18 protein-coding genes are annotated in these 16,865 nt (G+C 58.3%); 11 read left to right on the top strand and 7 right to left on the bottom strand.

Annotation, left to right across the window (positions count from 1 at the left end):
- Window positions 1–25 precede the first annotated feature (25 nt).
- Window positions 26–601, bottom strand: a complete 576-nt coding sequence (locus GIV26_RS10035; protein ID WP_236280313.1) for a PIN domain-containing protein — start codon at window positions 599–601, stop codon at window positions 26–28.
- Window positions 598–1,068: a helix-turn-helix domain-containing protein gene (locus GIV26_RS10030; protein ID WP_054922011.1), complete on the bottom strand. Its 471-nt coding sequence runs from the start codon at window positions 1,066–1,068 to the stop codon at window positions 598–600. The genes GIV26_RS10035 and GIV26_RS10030 overlap by 4 nt, the downstream gene beginning before the upstream one ends.
- A gap of 192 nt (window positions 1,069–1,260) precedes the next feature.
- On the opposite strand from GIV26_RS10030, the gene GIV26_RS10025 reads away from it, so the two are divergent.
- Genes GIV26_RS10025 through GIV26_RS10015 form a run of 3 tightly spaced genes read left to right on the top strand, consistent with a single transcriptional unit; the run spans window position 1,261 to window position 3,143 of the window.
- Window positions 1,261–2,415, top strand: coding sequence for an S-type pyocin domain-containing protein (locus GIV26_RS10025; protein ID WP_054922009.1), 1,155 nt, complete (start codon window positions 1,261–1,263; stop codon window positions 2,413–2,415).
- Window positions 2,416–2,422: 7 nt separating this feature from the next.
- Window positions 2,423–2,680, top strand: coding sequence for a colicin E3-like toxin immunity protein (locus GIV26_RS10020; RefSeq protein ID WP_082430498.1), 258 nt, complete (start codon window positions 2,423–2,425; stop codon window positions 2,678–2,680).
- 55 nt (window positions 2,681–2,735) lie between these two features.
- Window positions 2,736–3,143 (top strand): barstar family protein, encoded by a 408-nt coding sequence (locus tag GIV26_RS10015; protein ID WP_309595830.1) that lies wholly within the window; start codon window positions 2,736–2,738, stop codon window positions 3,141–3,143.
- Between the two features lie 20 nt (window positions 3,144–3,163).
- Here GIV26_RS10015 and GIV26_RS10010 read toward each other — a convergent pair whose 3' ends face one another.
- Window positions 3,164–3,538 carry a c-type cytochrome gene (locus GIV26_RS10010; protein WP_034128041.1) on the bottom strand — a complete coding sequence of 125 codons (375 nt, stop codon included), beginning with the start codon at window positions 3,536–3,538 and terminating at the stop codon, window positions 3,164–3,166.
- A 30-nt stretch (window positions 3,539–3,568) separates the two neighbouring features.
- On the bottom strand, window positions 3,569–4,000 hold the full coding sequence (locus GIV26_RS10005; protein ID WP_072435022.1) for a bleomycin resistance protein: 432 nt from the start codon (window positions 3,998–4,000) through the stop codon (window positions 3,569–3,571).
- 162 nt (window positions 4,001–4,162) lie between these two features.
- On the opposite strand from GIV26_RS10005, the gene GIV26_RS10000 reads away from it, so the two are divergent.
- From GIV26_RS10000 to GIV26_RS09965, 8 genes are all read left to right on the top strand, one after another.
- Window positions 4,163–4,525 carry a response regulator gene (locus tag GIV26_RS10000; RefSeq protein ID WP_003194033.1) on the top strand — a complete coding sequence of 121 codons (363 nt, stop codon included), beginning with the start codon at window positions 4,163–4,165 and terminating at the stop codon, window positions 4,523–4,525.
- Window positions 4,526–4,737: 212 nt separating this feature from the next.
- Entirely contained in the window at window positions 4,738–5,352 is a 615-nt protein-coding gene (locus tag GIV26_RS09995) for a biliverdin-producing heme oxygenase (RefSeq protein WP_236280311.1), read from the top strand.
- Window positions 5,349–7,592 (top strand): ATP-binding protein, encoded by a 2,244-nt coding sequence (locus GIV26_RS09990; protein ID WP_236280309.1) that lies wholly within the window; start codon window positions 5,349–5,351, stop codon window positions 7,590–7,592. Before GIV26_RS09995 ends, GIV26_RS09990 begins: the two co-directional genes overlap by 4 nt.
- A 267-nt stretch (window positions 7,593–7,859) precedes the next feature.
- The gene (locus GIV26_RS09985) at window positions 7,860–8,081 is read left to right on the top strand and encodes a hypothetical protein (protein ID WP_236280307.1); all 222 of its coding nucleotides are present in this window, start codon (window positions 7,860–7,862) and stop codon (window positions 8,079–8,081) included.
- Window positions 8,082–8,238: 157 nt separating this feature from the next.
- Window positions 8,239–10,137 carry an alkaline phosphatase D family protein gene (locus GIV26_RS09980; protein ID WP_054922001.1) on the top strand — a complete coding sequence of 633 codons (1,899 nt, stop codon included), beginning with the start codon at window positions 8,239–8,241 and terminating at the stop codon, window positions 10,135–10,137.
- Between the two features lie 137 nt (window positions 10,138–10,274).
- A complete protein-coding gene (locus GIV26_RS09975) occupies window positions 10,275–11,288 on the top strand; it encodes a sensor domain-containing diguanylate cyclase (RefSeq protein WP_054922000.1) in 1,014 nt (337 codons plus the stop codon).
- Window positions 11,289–11,397: 109 nt separating this feature from the next.
- Window positions 11,398–12,651: a 2-aminoadipate transaminase gene (locus tag GIV26_RS09970; protein WP_236280305.1), complete on the top strand. Its 1,254-nt coding sequence runs from the start codon at window positions 11,398–11,400 to the stop codon at window positions 12,649–12,651.
- Between the two features lie 84 nt (window positions 12,652–12,735).
- Complete coding sequence (locus GIV26_RS09965) at window positions 12,736–13,452, top strand: hypothetical protein (RefSeq protein WP_034128720.1); 717 nt, start codon at window positions 12,736–12,738, stop codon at window positions 13,450–13,452.
- Window positions 13,453–13,501: 49 nt separating this feature from the next.
- On the opposite strand, the gene GIV26_RS09960 is transcribed toward GIV26_RS09965, so the two are convergent.
- From GIV26_RS09960 to ptaA, 3 genes are all read right to left on the bottom strand, one after another.
- Window positions 13,502–14,701 (bottom strand): MFS transporter, encoded by a 1,200-nt coding sequence (locus tag GIV26_RS09960; protein WP_169918863.1) that lies wholly within the window; start codon window positions 14,699–14,701, stop codon window positions 13,502–13,504.
- A 175-nt stretch (window positions 14,702–14,876) separates the two neighbouring features.
- Window positions 14,877–15,548, bottom strand: a complete 672-nt coding sequence (locus tag GIV26_RS09955; protein WP_219857398.1) for a helix-turn-helix transcriptional regulator — start codon at window positions 15,546–15,548, stop codon at window positions 14,877–14,879.
- A gap of 120 nt (window positions 15,549–15,668) precedes the next feature.
- Window positions 15,669–16,751, bottom strand: coding sequence for a pyoverdine biosynthesis transaminase PtaA (gene ptaA / locus GIV26_RS09950; protein WP_054896960.1), 1,083 nt, complete (start codon window positions 16,749–16,751; stop codon window positions 15,669–15,671).
- Window positions 16,752–16,865: the final 114 nt, after the last annotated feature.

Raw genomic sequence — 16,865 nt, 5'->3', positions numbered from 1 at the left:
CTGACGTACACCGGGCTCATCCTGCTCACAGCATCATTTCATAAGGTCCCATTGCCTTGCTAGTCTGCACCAAGCCCTGCCGCATCAACATTTCGAGATAGCTTTCCGCCTCCATCGCGGGCTTCTTCAACGCCCTCCTCTGCTTCTGCGCTGCTCCCAACACTGCCGCCTGATCCAAATCCCAGAGATCCGAAATAAAGTCATCCGGATGCATCGGTTCAATGTCATAGGCAGCCAATACATGCGGTGGAAAGTCTTTCAAATTGAAGGTCACGATAACCTCAGCTTTACTTCGAATGGCCGCTGCCAACACATGCCGGTCATCCGGATCTGGTAAATCCAAACTCGAACACAGGTCCTCATATCCGGTCACCAGAGCGTCAGGTATCGCAATGTCCATAAGCGCCGACGTGCAGTCCACCTGAGCCGCCGTAAGATCGGGTCGGTTCTTGAGTACGTTGCGCTTCCACTCATCCTGAATCTGGGCAGTCCATCGCGCTCGATACAAACCAGACAAACCAAGCCACATGAGTAAGTCCCTAAGTGCCGCAGGATAGAGAACACAAGCGTCGTATACCGCAGTAAAGGGCGAACACCTCATCCGTCATACCCCATTCCCAACTCCTGGGCCTGTTGAACCAGCGCTTCCATTGCCTCTTGGCTTTGCTCGTCACGCCGTTGCTTGAACGCCATCAAATCCGAAAAGCGGACTCGCCGATGTCGACCCGTTTTTGTAAAAGGGATAGCGCCGTCCTCGAGCATTTTGACCAAATGCGGGCGTGACACATTAAGCAGGTCGGCCGCCTCCTGCGAGGTCAACTCGGCATGAACCGGCACTACCTTGACGGCATTGCCGAGCGCCAATTCGCCCAGAATATCGACCAGCAGGCGCAGTGCGGAGGTTGGGAGTACAAGCCTGTGTGGCTTATCTTCTTTGTCGAAGATGTCGATGCGCTGGGTTTCAAATTTGGTCGACAATAGGGACGCTAATTCACGCTGGCCTTGCACTGCCGCCTCGACTTCTTTTTCCAGCGGAAGGATCGTTTTGGGAAGGTTGTTGATGGTCATGATGCAACTCCGGTCTTGCGCAATTCAGTTGAGGTCAACGCTAAACGAAACAAACGAAAATCGCAATATTCGAAACAATGCGGCGACTCACGTACCAGTCAACTTTTCCCACATCAACTGAAAATTGAGCTGATATCGGTTCCTGACTCCCCCTCATAGGCTCACTCCCTCGCGCAAGGAAGTGAATCGGTCATGTCAGAACGCTTTTATCCACCCACCGAACAAGCGTTACTCAAGCGACGAATCCTCACCCGGCAACCGTCGCGTATGCCGTATTCGCCTACTGTCGATTTTTTCGAGCCATCCCCTGCCCCGCCACCTACACCAGCCAAACCTCCCGGCTGCGTCTTCATCAAGCCATGCCAACTGCCTGACGGTATCGCCCATTACTCGAGCCCCACCGGTTTTGTTCCACTGGAACTGATCAAGGAGTACAGCCATTTAAGTCTGTTGGGCGGGCGCGAAGTGGACGCCCGAGGCGCGGTTGCCTTGCGCAAGATCAGCGGCAGTGCACTGCCAGCCGGCTTAGGGCAGTTGGCATTGCGTACAGCGTTTTTGGAATCGGCGGCCACAGTCAGCGCATCCGTCGCTGGTAGCCTGTTGACAGGGTTGGTAGCGCTGGCTTGGCCGTCGGATCTAAGTGATAGCGCGCTCTACAACGAGGAACAATTGCGTTCGCTGCAACGAGCGCGTTCGCAGATGCGGCTGCATATCGAGCAACGCGACGACGGCACGCTCAAGGGGTATGGGTTTTACACAGGTAACAATGCCGATTGGCAGATGATTGATGTGGTGCAATTTCAAAACCGCAGTGGCCAGTTAGTAGCAGATTTGAATAATGGCGTAGAGCTGATCTGGACGCCCTCCGTTGATCCAAATGACACCTTAGGTATTCCGGCATTGGAGGCTGCGCCGCAAGCACCGGTGATCTGGATCTACCCACCGACGGGAACGGCGGCGCAGATTCTGGTTAACCCTATTTACCCACCGGACTATCGGGATTTTATTCTGGTGTTTCCGGCGGAGTCGGGGGTTCGGCCGCTGTATGTGGTGGTAGGTGCCAAGGCTGGGGATCACAAGTACCACAAAGCGCCTAACACTGAACAAATAACTGGCTTTGAAAAACTGATAAAAGCAAAACCCAAGACTCCCAGACAAGGAGGCGCCGGGCTGAGAGAACGCTGGATTGAGGAAAAAGGTCGGAAGATCTATGAATGGGACTCTCAGCACGGGAAGCTGGAGGTTTATCTAGCAAGTGATGGGAGCCATATAGGTGCGTTCAACCACATAAGCGGCGAGCAGCTAAAAGGGCCGATCAAAAAACGAAACATCAAAAAATATTTGTGAGGACTACATGGGACTAAAAATAAGGTTGGAATGGTTCGACAGAACCACAGAGAGGCTAAGAGGAACGGAAAGTTCAGCGGACTGCGGAGATGACTATTCGGTGATTTCCACGCTCGGGTTGTTGAGCGCAGCGGAAGTCAATAACGGCATGTTTGAATTGCGCAGGGAATGGCTATCAGTGATACAGCCGCGCTTTTCTCATGAAATTGCTCTTTCAGAAAGTGACTACTTCATCGCATTTGATTACGAAGTTTCAAACGAGTAATGACTCAAAGAATTCAGCCTGAGCTATAGCAGATGAAAAAGCAAATGGTGCACAAGTGACCCGTTCCTCCCTCATCAAAATTGACCTTAGCCGCATCCAGAACCACAAAGAACTTCACGCCACGCTGTGCACTTCACTCAACTTTCCCAACTGGTATCGCCAAAACTGGGATGCTTTTTGGGACGCCATCACCGGCTTGGTAGAAATGCCTGATACGCTTGAGTTTTCTGATTGGGATATTTTTTCAGAGCACCTACCCCGCGATGCCAAGATGCTATGGGAGTGCTTGGCTGAACTCGCGACCCTTTTACCCGGACCTTGCGTCGCGGGTTCAGCAAGGCTTTTTTGTAGGAGCGAGCTTGCTCGCGAAAACGTCAACGATCACGCGTGCTTCCTGAATGAATGCGACGCCTGTGAGCTTTTCGCGAGCAAGCTCGCTCCTACAGAGGACAGAGGACGGTGATGCGTGCCAGCCTGGGCATCTCACTTGGGCTGGAATGTCTCCAAATACGCCAGGATATTTTCAATCTTCTCCTGGTCACTGATCCCCCAGAAGATCATCCGCGTGCCACTGACCACCGATTTCGGGTCTTCAATGTAGGCCGCCAGTTTTTCCCGCGTCCACACCACGCCCGAGTTCTTCATCGCATCCGAATACTGATAGTCCTGAGTGGTACCGGCAGGCCGGCCAATGATGCCGTTCAGTTCCGGGCCAAAACCACCCCGCGCGCCCTCACCAATGCTGTGGCAGCCGCCGCAGGTCTTGGTGAAGAGTTTGCCGCCCGCCTCGGCGTCGCCCGCAGCGAACGCGGGTGCGGCGATAACGGTCAGGGCGAGGGTCAATAACACATACTTCATTCACGTCTCCCTATCGGCTGTTGCCTTGGATTATGCCTGTTCGACCGGCCTTTCTCCCAGCCGCTGCACCAGACGCACCAGATACCCGTCCGGGTCTTGCACGATGAACTGGCGCTGCCCGGCCTCCACGTCACCGGCTCGGTACCAGGCGTCCTCTACATCGCGGAACAAGGGCCAGCCGATCTGCGCCAACCGTTGCAGGATGGGTGCTACGGCGGGCACATCGATTTGCAGGTTGATGCCGCGCCCGAATGGGGGCTGCAACGGTGCGGTAAGCCACTGGCCGGCCTCGGGGTCGTATTGTTCGAGCATGATTTGCGCGCCGTTAAGGTCGAGGTAGGCAAAGCCTTCTTCTGCGCGCTGATAGGCAATAGCGAAACCTAACTGTTCGATCCAGAACGCCAGGCTCGCGCCAAGGCGGGTGACGATCAGTTCAGGCACGAGTGGGTTACGGTTGAACATGGCATTCCTTGGAGGGCAGGGTGGCGTTCACCTTAACGGATTGTCGTGCCCATGGCTCACAAGCAGCCAAATGACCACCCATCGTTTAAAAAACATCCAATCGAACCTATATACCCAACCCCTACTCCACCTTACTGAACCCCTGATGGTGGAGTAAGGATCATGGCTCAGCCATCGATTTTGGTATTGGAAGACGACGAGATCATTCGGGCGTTGATGGTGGATGTGCTGGAAGACTTTGGTGCGGTAGTGACATCGTTTGCATCGGCAGACGAAGGGATGATTTACCTGGAGCGCGGCGATGACCCGGTGGATTTGATTGTCAGTGATATTCAAATGCCCGGCTTGCTCAATGGTTATGACTTGAGCCGTGTCGTCGCCCACCGGTGGCCTGAAGTACAGGTAGTGCTGACCTCAGGTAATACGAAAATCGCCGCCGAGCTGGGCAGTTCCGTGCGGTTTCTGCCCAAGCCCTGGAGTACCGACCACTTGCTTGAGTGCGTGCAGACAGCATTGACGCACTAGGGCCAGTCCCGGGATTGATAGCAGCGCGATATCATTTCAACCGAACTTGAGGGCTAGTTCTGCGGTCATGTAAGGTGCAGGGAGCGACTTTTCTGATCCGCTGGTCAGCCTTTTCGCTTCTGCGTTCAGCTGACGACAATGAGTCGTGTAGAATCGTCGCCCATTTTCACGCGTCATTCATGGCCGACAGGCCCACAGTTCGAGCTCATTGAATGCATTCACAGGCCCATGACGTTAGTGCGCCCTCCTTGTTGGAAACGTTGCGCACGGGCACGGGCCTGCTGCATGTGGCGTTGGAACAGCGCCTGCCGTTTTTTTCCGAGCGCCTGGATGCCCAGTGGTATCGGCGCTTGCTGCAGGCGTACCACGGCTTTTATCAGCCAATGGAAGCGGCGCTGTATGACAGCGGTTTGATTCCCGACGGATATGAGTCTGCGTTGCGTGTGAAAACGCCAACCCTGGTCCATGACCTGCACGCGCTCGGCCTGACTGGGCACGCCATCCATGCCCTGCCTCGCTGTACCCAGCTCCCCGTATTAGACACACCAGCTGCGTGCCTCGGCGCCCTGTATGTGCTGGAAGGCGCCACCCTGGGCGGCCAAGTGCTGCGCCGGGAAATGGCCCTGCGCCTGGATGTGAACGCCGACAACGGCGGTGCCTTTCTCAATGTATACGGCGCCGAGACCGGACGGCGCTGGAAAGATTTCCTCGATTATCTGGGCCGCCAGCCACTGGATACAGATGCCGCCGTGCGCGCGGTGATGGCGGCCCGCTCGACATTCAGCGGCTTTGAGCAATGGCTCGACAGCCAGGAGGTATTGCTATGAAACCCGAAGATTTTGAAGAGCTGCTTGCCAACTGCGCCGACGAACCCATTCGTTTTCCGGGGGCCATCCAGCCCCACGGCGTGCTGCTGACTTTGTCGGAACCTGGCCTGAACATCATTCAGGTAAGTGCCAACGTCGGTACGTTGTTCGGCCACGCCCCCGAGGCGCTGTTGGATCAACCGTTGCACAGATTGATTGGCGAGGAGTACGCCCGGGCCGTGCAAACCATGGCCGAGGACAGCGCATTCCTGGACTCGCCGCCCCTGCTGATAACCTTCAAGGGTGAGCAGTTCGAAGGCCTGTTGCATCGCCATCAGGGCGTGTTAGTGCTGGAATTCGAACCACGGCTCAAGGATTTCAAACCCCGAGCGCACAATGGCCGCACCAGCGACCTGGGCAAGATGCTGCACCGCCTGCAATCGGCAAAGACCTTGGAGGCGCTCTACGCCATCACCGTCAACGAAATCCAGGCCATGACCGGTTATGACCGGGTGCTCATCTATCGCTTCGAAGAGGAAGGCCATGGCCAGGTGATCGCCGAGGCCTCGGCGCCGTCCATGGAATTGTTCAACGGGCTGTTCTTCCCCGCGTCCGACATCCCCGAGCAGGCTCGCGAGCTGTATCGCACCAACTGGCTACGGATCATCCCGAATGCGTCCTACGAACCGGTACCGCTGGTGCCCAAATTGCGCCCGGACACCGGGCAGCCTCTGGACCTGAGCTTCGCCACCCTGCGCAGCGTGTCGCCGATTCACTGCCAGTACATGCAGAACATGGGCGTGTTGTCGTCCATGAGTATTTCACTGATGAAGGGCGACAAACTCTGGGGCCTGATCAGTTGCGGCAACCGTGAGCCGCTGCTGGTGCCCAACGACCTGCGCATGGCCTGCCAGACCATCGGCCAGGTGCTGTCATTGCAGATCAGTGCCATGGAGGCCCTGGAGCTGACCCGCCAGCGCGACGAGAAAGTCGAAGCGCTGGCGCTGCTGGACCGGGCGATGAAAGCCTCTGCCAATAACGTATTCGACGGCCTGGCCCAGCAAGGCCGACTGCTGATGGACCTGACCCTCTCCGGCGGCGTGGCGATCATCGAAGACAAGCAATTACACCGCTACGGCAACTGCCCGGAACCGGCGCAGATACGCGCGCTGCACAAGTGGTTGCAGGGCAACGGCGCACCGGTATTTTCCAGCCATAACCTGGCCTCGGTTTATCCGCCGGCCGCCGAATACCAGAGCGTGGCCAGCGGCGTGCTCGCCATGAGCTTGCCCAAGCCTGTGGATAACGGTGTGTTGTGGTTTCGCCCGGAAGTCAAAGAGAACATCCACTGGAGTGGCGACCCGCAGAAGCCGCTGAATCTGGAAACCTGCGACGCGGGCATGCGCCTTCGCCCACGCACCTCGTTTGAAATCTGGAAAGTGGAAATGGCTGGTATCTCCACCAAGTGGAGCCATGGCGACCTGTTTGCCGCCAACGATTTGCGCCGCTCGGCCCTGGAGAACGACCTATCCCGCCAAGTGCTGCGCGAGCAACAAGCGGTGCGTGCGCGGGACGAGTTGGTCGCGGTGGTTTCCCACGACCTGCGCAACCCCATGACCGTCATCTCCATGCTCTGCGGCATGATGCAAAAAGCCTTCAGCTCCGATGGCCCCCACACTTCACGGCGCATTTCTTCCGCCATTGACACCATGCAACAGGCTGCCGGGCGCATGAACGTGTTGCTGGAAGACTTGCTCGACACCTCGAAAATCGAAGCCGGGCGCTATGTGGTCAAGCCGGTGGCGCTGGACGTCAGCCAGATTTTTGAAGAGGCGTATTCGCTGCTGGCGCCCCTGGCCTCGGAAAAGGGCATCGACCTGTCGTTCAATGTCGAGCCTGGCCTGCAAATCAAGGCCGACCCGGAGCGCTTGTTCCAGGTGCTGTCGAACCTGATCGGCAATGCGATCAAGTTCACTCCGCGCCAGGGCAACATCGGCATCAGCGCCATGAGCGCCGGCGAGGAGATTGTATTTTCGGTGCGCGACTCCGGTGAGGGCATTGCGCCGGACGATTTGCCCCATGTGTTCGATCGCTATTGGACCCAGACTGAAAACAACCCCACCGGCAGCGGGCTGGGGCTGTATATCACCCAAGGCATCGTTAAGGCGCATGGCGGCAGGATCGAAGCCGAGAGCAAGCAGGGTCAGGGCAGCGAGTTTCGATTTACCGTACCGAAGGTGACGATTGAGGCAAACAACTGAGCCATTTGCCGGCAGGGGCAACCATATTGCCCCTGCTGCCCCATAACCGAGAACGGAAAACCAAACATATACTCATACAACATTGCATTTCTTTAACAAAGTTTCAAAATAAAACAACCAAAATTCAACAATAAAACCAACTCACCCATCACAAACAGAAACATAGAACACCTCGCAAAAAACACCGAACCCCACTAACTTATGCCGGGCACTGTTACAGGGAAGAACATGCCATGTAAACCATGCCATTAATAGTGAGGCGTTACCGTGTTCAATTCTATCGGCTTTAATCCCGTCAATACTTACATTTCCCAATCCGCCCACGACCAAGACACCCAAGCCAGCGAGAAGGTCAACTCACGTTCGAAACGAAGCCTCGATCAAATCGCTCCCGATAATTCGATTAATGACAATGGGGTCACCGCAGACAGAGGCGGCAGACGTAATGGTGGTGGCTTGGACAGTCTCGGCAAAGGCCATGTTCTTTGAGTAAACTTACTTAAGCGCAACTACTAAATAAGTAGCGCCCAGGGCGCTGCTTATTCATTAATAGCCACAACATATTACTGTCTGACGTTCGTTGACGAAATGCCGACATTTTCAGCGTTATACTGAGTGCTTGTCTTGTTAGTGAGCCGATCGCGTCATGCCTGAACTGCAGTCACTTCCCCCCGTACTTGCCGGCCCGTTGCTGCGCCGCCTGGAACCAAAGCGTGTGGTGCTATGGCTGGTGGCGAGCCGGGAACTGAAGCTGGTTATGAGGCTGCAGCACGCTCAGGGATCAACACTGGATATTCACCTTCATGCACATTGTCAAATCGTTCCCGTCGGGCGCCATTCGTTTATCCACTTGATCGATGTGCCCCTGACTGACGCCCTGCCTCTGGATGTAAACATCCACTATGACCTGTTTATTGACGGCTGCGGAATAGCCCAGTGGGCACCCCATCTGCTGTACGCAGGCGCCACGCTGCCCGATTTCGTCGTGCATGGGCGCATCCACCAACTGGTCCACGGCTCCTGCCGCAAGCCTCACCATCGCGCTGATGACGGGTTGCTGTGCATTGATCGTCTGCTGGCGCAAGCTCCCACCGTGGCACAACGCCCCGCCTTGCTGATGATGAGCGGCGACCAGGTCTACGCCGACGACGTCGCGGGACCCATGCTGCGGGCAATTCATGAATTAATCGCGCGCCTGGGCCTGTTCGACGAATACCTGGAAGGGGCCGTGGTTGACGACAGTGCCGCCCTCTACGGGCATCGCGCCAGCTATTACCATCGCGCCGACCTGCTCCCCGCGCTGGACAGTAACGAGACCTTGCGTGAGCGCTTTTTCGGCGGCGTGAAGAAACCGATTTTCACCAGCAGCACCGCCGATAATCACCTGGTGACCTTTGCCGAAGTGATCGCCATGTACCTGCTGGCCTGGTCGCCCACACCGTGGACACTGATCTCCCCCCAACCGCCGCAACTGAGCGCGCAAGAACAGCAGCGTTATGCCCGCGAACAGATACAGATCGATCAATTTCGCAGTGGCCTTCCAGGGGTCGCCCGGGTATTCGCCCACCTCTCGACCCTGATGATCTTTGATGATCACGACATCACCGACGACTGGAACCTCAGCGCCCAATGGGAAGAAACTGCCTACGGCCATCCCTTCTCCAAACGCATCATCGGTAATGCCTTGATGGCCTATCTTTTATGCCAGGGCTGGGGCAACCAGCCCAAGGTCTTTGGCGAACTGGTGAGCCAAACCCAGGCACTTGCCAACCAGGCGCAAGACAACCACCTGGACGCCACACAGCAGGATGAGCTAGTCACAACGCTGCTGAAATTCCAGCAGTGGCACTACGTATTGCCCACCACCCCGGCGCTGGTGGTACTCGACACCCGCACCCGACGCTGGCGCAGCGAGTTCACCCTCAAGCAACCTTCCGGGCTACTGGACTGGGAAGCCTTGAGCGAACTGCAACAAGCGCTACTGGACCACCCGTCAGCCATCATTGTCTCGCCTGCGCCGGTGTTCGGCGTCAAGCTGATCGAGACGGTGCAAAAGGTTTTCAGCTGGTGTGGCTTCCCACTGCTGGTGGACGCCGAGAACTGGATGGCCCACCGCGGCGCTGCCCAAGTGATTTTGAATATCTTCCGCCACTCGCGCACGCCGGGTAACTACGTGATCCTTTCCGGTGATGTGCATTACTCGTTTGTCTACCAAGTGCTGATCCGCCACCGCAACGGCGGCCCCAATATCTGGCAAATCACCAGCAGCGGCATCAAGAACGAGTTCCCGCCACGCCTGCTGGAATGGTTCGACCGCCTCAACCGCTGGCTCTACTCCCCGCGTTCGCCGCTTAACTGGTTTACCCGCCGCCGCACCATGCAGGTGGTGCCCTATATTCCAGAGCACGCCGAAGCGGGTGAGCGGCTGTGGAACTCGGCGGGCATTGGCCAGGTGTTTTTCAATGAGCAGGGCCAACCGCAAGCCATTTACCAGCACAACGCGGATGGGAAGCCTCGGACAAAGATGATGGCGCCAGAAAAATAGCGTTTCGCCACTCGTCAAAAGCAGCACACCTGCCCTATTCAAAGCGCGCAAGCGCCGATGTACAGTAGCGCCAGCCACGGAGTATCGGCGTCAACCATGACTGGCCTTGGGCGCCAGCCCCCGCAGGAAGCGTGCAGATGGACGATACATCCGGCAAAGAACCGCTACGCCATGAGGTTTCCGACCTTAACGTAGACCTGTTGCACGCCATCATGGAACTGGTCAGTGACGGCATCTGGGACTGGAACGCCAATACCGGTTTCGTCTACCGCAATCCCGGCTGGTACGAAATGCTTGGATACTCTCACCACTCTCTGGAAAACAGCGTCTTCACCTGGGAGAACGTGATCCACCCCGAGGATTACCCTCGCGTGATGACGGTGTTCGATGACTACATCAGCCAACGCGCCGCTCATTACCGGGCCGAATACCGTTGCCGAAAAGAAGACGGTACGTACCTCTGGATCGAGGACCGCGGCTACGTCATTGCCCGCAACCCCGACGGTTCCGTGGCGCGCATGGTCGGCGCACACCGCGATATCCATACGCGCAAATGCTCCATCGAACAGTTGCAAAAGCGCAACCAATCCCTGGAAGCACTGGTCGCGGAGCGCACCCTCGAGTTGTCGCGCGTCAACCAGCAACTGCAATTGCAGCTGGACGAAAACCGCTCTTTGGCCGAGCGGGACGCCCTGACGCGCATCGCCAACCGGTACCGCCTGGAAAAAGTGCTGCTGGAGGAATGCGACCGCGCCGAACGCTTCCGCCTGCCCCTGGCACTGGTGGCCATGGATGTCGATGACTTCAAGCCGATCAATGACCAATACGGCCATGGCGTCGGCGACCAGACCCTGATACGGGTAGTGGAACATCTGGAAGCCTGCGTACGTAAAAGCGACTTGCTGGCGCGCTGGGGCGGCGATGAGTTTATGGTGGTGCTGCCCAAAAGCAGCCTGGACGAGGCCAAAGAGTTGGCCGAAAGGATTCGCCATAAAATCAAGGAGGCGGCCCCCTTGGGCGCCTTGAACGTTACCCTGAGCCTGGGCGTGGTGGAGCGGCGCATGGGCGAGTCCCCGGCTGCGCTGATGGCGCGGGCCGATCAAGCCTTGTACCGATCCAAGGCCGCGGGCAAGGATGGGGTGTCGGAATAGTCGCAGCTCCTTCCAAGGTGGAATGACACGGCGACTTTATTTCGTTTGCGGCAAGGCCGGGCGCGCGGCTTAGATAGCGCTGCGCCCACCACTGCCGAGTCCCAGAGCCATGAGTCACGCTAGCATCAGCCAGTCGATTTCCATCGTTCACCCCATCAGCCTCAGTCACGGTAAAAACGCCGAGGTCTGGGACGCTGCAGGCAAGCGTTACATCGACTTTGTCGGGGGTATCGGCGTGCTCAACCTGGGCCATTGCCACCCGGCCGTGGTGGCGGCCATTTGCGAGCAAGCGGCCCGGCTCACCCATTACGCGTTCAACGCCGCACCGCATACGCCCTACATCGAGTTGATGCAACGCCTCAGCGCCTTTATCCCGGTGGGTTACCCCGTCAGCGGCATGCTCACCAACAGCGGTGCAGAAGCGGCAGAGAACGCTTTGAAGATCGCCCGTGGTGCCACTGGTCGCACGGCGGTGATCGCCTTCGACGGTGCCTTCCATGGGCGCACCCTGGCGACCCTCAACCTCAATGGCAAGGTCGCGCCCTACAAACAGAAGGTCGGCGTACTGCCCGGCCCTGTGTATCACCTGCCCTACCCCAGTACCGATAACGGCATAACCTGCGCCGACGCGCTGAAGGCCATGGAGCGTCTGTTCAGCGTGGAAATCGACATAAACGATGTTGCCTGCTTCATCATCGAGTCGGTGCAGGGCGAAGGCGGTTTTCTAGCCTTGGACACTGAGTTTGCCCAAGCTTTGCGACGCTTCTGCGACCAGCACAACATCCTGCTGATCATTGATGAAATCCAGTCGGGTTTTGGTCGCACCGGCCAGCGTTTCGCCTTCTCGCGCCTGGGCATCGAGCCGGACCTGCTGCTGCTCGGCAAAAGCATCGCCGGCGGCATGCCGCTGGGGGCAGTGGTCGGGCGCAAGGCGCTGATGGACAACCTGCCCAAAGGCGGCCTGGGCGGCACCTACTCCGGTAACCCCGTCGCCTGCGCGGCGGCGCTGGCGACCCTTGAGGTGATGAGCGACAAAAACCTGCACGCCTGGGGCGTCGCGCAGGAGGCCGCGATTGTGGGTCGCTATGAAGCCTGGCGCGCGCAGCAACTGTCGCCCTACCTGGGCCGCCTCACCGGTGTCGGCGCCATGCGGGGCATTGAACTGGCCCACGCCGACGGCACACCCGCTCCCAAGCAACTGGCGCAACTGCTGGAGCTGGCGCGAGAGGCTGGCTTGCTGCTGATGCCCAGCGGCAAGTCGCGGCACATCGTGCGCTTGCTGGCCCCGCTGACCATTGAACCTGCGGTGTTGGAGGAAGGCCTGGATATCTTCCAGGCGTGCCTCACACAGCTGGACGAATAGCGGGCTGCCTTGACCTGATCCCCTCACCCGCTGAAAATGCCCGACGTTTTTTTGTCTCTCCGCATACTACGCAGTGAAATTTTAATGTCTGATTCCTACACCGAAAAATCCGCCGAAGAATCCGTAGTCGCCCTGTACGCCAAAGCCGAATACGAAAACGCCATCAATCTTTCACAGCATGTGCCCGCCGCCAAGATCATCAGCGAGATGGTGCTGGACGCGTTTCATACCTCCAAGGAAAGCGACCAGATCCGCGAGCTACGCGTTGCCATCCGCCAGGCCCACGATGCCTTCGACGATGACAAAGCCTATGACCTGATGGGCCAGCTCAAACAATTGAAAGACGCCGAAGCCGCAGACAACGCCGCCCTGGAACACCTGAGCAGCCAGTTCTCGATCAGCCGCATCCTGTCCAGCTTTAAGGACGATCCCGAGTTCCAGGAATTGGTCTATGGCCTGGCCCTCAAAGTGCTTAACCAGTCGCACCAGGCCATCAGCAACCCGAGCGCCGGCAAGGGCAAGGCTGCACGCGCCAAGAAAGACACCGAAGTGTTTGTGATCAGCAAGGATGGCATCAGCGTCACCTTGCCGCTGCGCACGCCGCGCTCCAAGCTCAATGTGGACCGCGAAGCGCTGGAGTTCCTGGGTTTCACCTTTGTGGGCGAAGGCAGCGAGGCGGAACTTGCGAGCGAAACCTTCATCGACAACAGCGGCGCCGAGCAACCGGTCACGCGCAAGAGCATCGTGACCGCGCTGCAACAGCAAAGCGCCTTTGACGGCTACGCCATCGCCGCCCAGTAAGTAGCTGACGCAACCAGGCGCGCGCGCAAGGCGCAGCGCCGGTTGCCGTCTACGCCTCTTTATTCCACAACACCGCCGAGCTTTTCATCATCCCCACGGCGATTGCGAACAGCAACAACACACAGCCTGCCAGCAGCCACGGTGACGGCAAGGTTGGCCGGGCCAGCAACATGAACGCCAACGAGGGCGCGATCATCACGCCGATGTTGACGCCCGCCGAGTAGTAGCCAAGGTTGCGGCCCACGCTGTCGCGGCTGGAAATGCTGCTGACGTAGTGGGTGATCGCGGGGAACACAATCATCTCGCCCAGGCTCCACAACACCGTAGCAAGCACCAACAGCGCGCCGACCTGACCAAAGCCCATCAAGAAGAAACCGCAGCCTGCCAGCAACAGGCCAATGATCAGCGAGCGACTGCTCGACAAGTGCGCCATGCGCAGGTTGATCGGCACTTCAAACACAATCACTAGCAACGCATTGATAAAGAAGATGATGCCCACGTAATAGGCCGGCAATTGGGTGTAGTTGATGATGTACGCCGACAGAAAAGTCGGCGGCAATGCGTAAGCCACGTGCACCGGCAGCGCTGCCAACAGGATCACCAGCAGTCGCGAACGCTCATGAGCCGCCACCTCGGGCAAGCCCTCGCCTTTGACGGCGACAGGTACGCCTTGGGTGGCCTGCCGAGACCGACCAAACCGCAGGCAGGCGGCGAAGGCCAGCAGGGACAGCACGGCATTGATGTAGAAGACCGCATCGGCATTGCTGAGGAAGATCAAGCTGCCCAGTAGCGGCCCGATGGCCATGCCGATGTTGATCGCCAATCGGTTGCAGGAAAACGCCACTTTGCGTGACTCAAGATTACTGTGAGCCACTGTCTCGGAGAACGCGGCCGGTGTGAAGGCTTCGTAACAGGCCCCCCAGAGAAACGACAACAGGAACAGCGCGAGCAGGTTATCCACCGAGGGAATGACCAGCAGCAACACCGCGTTGAACAACAACGAACCGAGAATGACCCGGTTGGCCGAAAACCGCTTGATCACGGCGCCGATGATCAGGTCGGTACACAGGGCGCCCGCGCCATACACGCCGACCAACAGGCCTGCCGTACCTGCCGATATCGCGTGTTGATGAATCAGGTACGCCGCGTAAAAAGGAAACGCCAGGGTGCCCGTGCGGAACACCAGTGTGATCATGAACAATGCTTGCAACCGCGCATTAAGGCCGCGCAAGGCGTGAAAAGTACCCATCAGCGCAGCACGCTGGCACAGGTGTGGAGCAAAGCTGCAGAGCGGCTCATCCGGATGTCCTTTCGCAATGGCGGCGCCGGTGTGTCCGGCGCCAAACTCCATAGCTGGGCAAACTAATGCAGCACTGTGCGGCGAACAAGCTACCCATTTGGACAGGTAGGCGGTGATTGCGGCCTCAGGCCGGGTGGCGGATATAGCCCAATTGCAGGGCCTTGCCGATTGCTGATTTGCCGTTGCTGACCTGCAATTTGCCGAAGATATTCTTCATATGAAACTTGACCGTATGGGAGGTCATCGACGTCAGGAGTGCCACTTCGTTGTAGGTCTTGCCCAGGCTGACCCAGGACAATACTTCGGTTTCCCTTGGGGTCAGCACCGTCTGTTGTTCGACAGGCGCCGCGTGATCTTCCAGGGCCTCGTCGTACATCGAGACCAACAGCATCTGCAGTTCACTTTGATGGGCCAGCACGGTCTCGCGAAATTGCCGATGTTCGCCGAAGCTGCACAGATTGAGCACCGAGTAGAAGCCGCGATTGCCATGCACGATAAAACTGGCGCCCTCGCCAACGGGTTTGTAGGGGCCCGGCACCGGCACCGCCTCATCGGCCACGGCCAGCAGGTGTTCATCACTCCAGAAAAATGGTTTGATCCGCGTACGGGTCAATGAAACCAGCTCGCCACGCCGGTAGAAATCGTCGGCCGTGTCGGAAGGCTCCATGGCCTCGGGGTAATTGGACACAATCTGCGCTTGGTCCAGCGTCGGCCCACACTGGTAGACCTCGAAGTGTCCCAGGCCACGGCGGCTCAGTTCGGTATCGAGCAAGCGGCGCATATCCTCGGGCAGCATGGGCGATTTTTTATCGGGTTGGCCATTAGGTCGCACGGGTGTCTTCCTTGATCATTCAACCCGGTCGAGCATGCAGCATGCCTGGCTTACCTGTCCAGGCAACGGATGCAAACCCAGGGGCTAGACCTGCGCCGCGAACGCCTCGCGAAAGCGCTCCATCTCCTGCTCATTGCCCACCGTCACCCGCACCCACTGCGGCCAGTCCTGCCACACCCGCCCGACCAGTACATTCCGTGCCGCCAACTGCTCAATCACCTGCTCTGCCGGGCGCTTCACGTCGATCATGAAGCAGTTGCTGTGGGAAACGGTGCAGGTAAAGCCCCGGCCCTTGAGCCAGGCGATCGTCTCATCGCGCAATCTGGCATTGAGCGCTCTGCGTTGGCCCACCAGTTGCGCGTCTTCCAGGCTCGCACGGGCGGCCAGCAAGCTGGCGCCGGCCGGGACGTTGTCGCCGCCGAACACGGCCAACCGCTCCAGTAGCGCCGGGTGGCCGATCGCCAGGCCCAGGCGCGCACCGGCCATGCCATAGATCTTCGAGAAGGTACGCAGTACCAGCAGGTCGTGGTGTTCCTTGACCCAACTTACGCAACTGGGGGCGTCGCAGAAGTCGATATAAGCCTCGTCCACCACCAGCACGCTGCCCTTGGGTTTATTCACCAGAGCGTGGCGGATAGCCTCGGTCGAGGTGAGCGTACCGGTCGGGTTGTTGGGGTTGCACAGGTACAGCATGCCGGCCTGTGGGTCCGCGGCGAGCATGGCGTGCACATCGTGGGCATGCTGGGCGTCGAGGTTAACTTCATGCACCGGCGCCTTGATCGATTCGGCCGCCTGGCGCGGTACTTCGTAGGACGGCGTGGCCATCACCAGGCCGCGGGTCTGGCTGGCGAACGCCAGCACCGCGTAACGCAGGGCAGCCATCGAACCGGCAAATACCCCGATGTTTTCTTCGGCGATGCCCTGTTGCTCGGCAAACAACGCGGCCAATGCATACATGTCCGGGTAAGGGTAACGCCCGGAGGCTGCAATCGCGCGCTCCATCGCCTGGCGAGCCGCGTCTGAAGGGCCGTAGGGGCTTTCGTTATAATTGAGTAGTACCTTGTCAGATTTCGTCGGCGCCGGGCTGGCAAGCGCCCAATTGAGCTGCCCCAACACAGGCAGGGCCGCGCCCAGGGCGAGAAGGGATCGACGACTGACACGCACCATGGTGACTACTCCTTGTAGAGGCGCGAGGGATTCGCGCTGGCCGTTCAGAAGAGTATGACGAGAAAGCCGTTGCCTGATTTACCACCGAGGCGTATCCCTGCACTCAGTACTTTA

This window comes from Pseudomonas sp. PA-1-3F (genome assembly GCF_021609665.1).
Lineage (GTDB): Bacteria > Pseudomonadota > Gammaproteobacteria > Pseudomonadales > Pseudomonadaceae > Aquipseudomonas > Aquipseudomonas paracarnis.
Note: the sequence above shows the minus strand (reverse complement) of the source record. Positions and strands in the feature narration are given on the sequence as shown.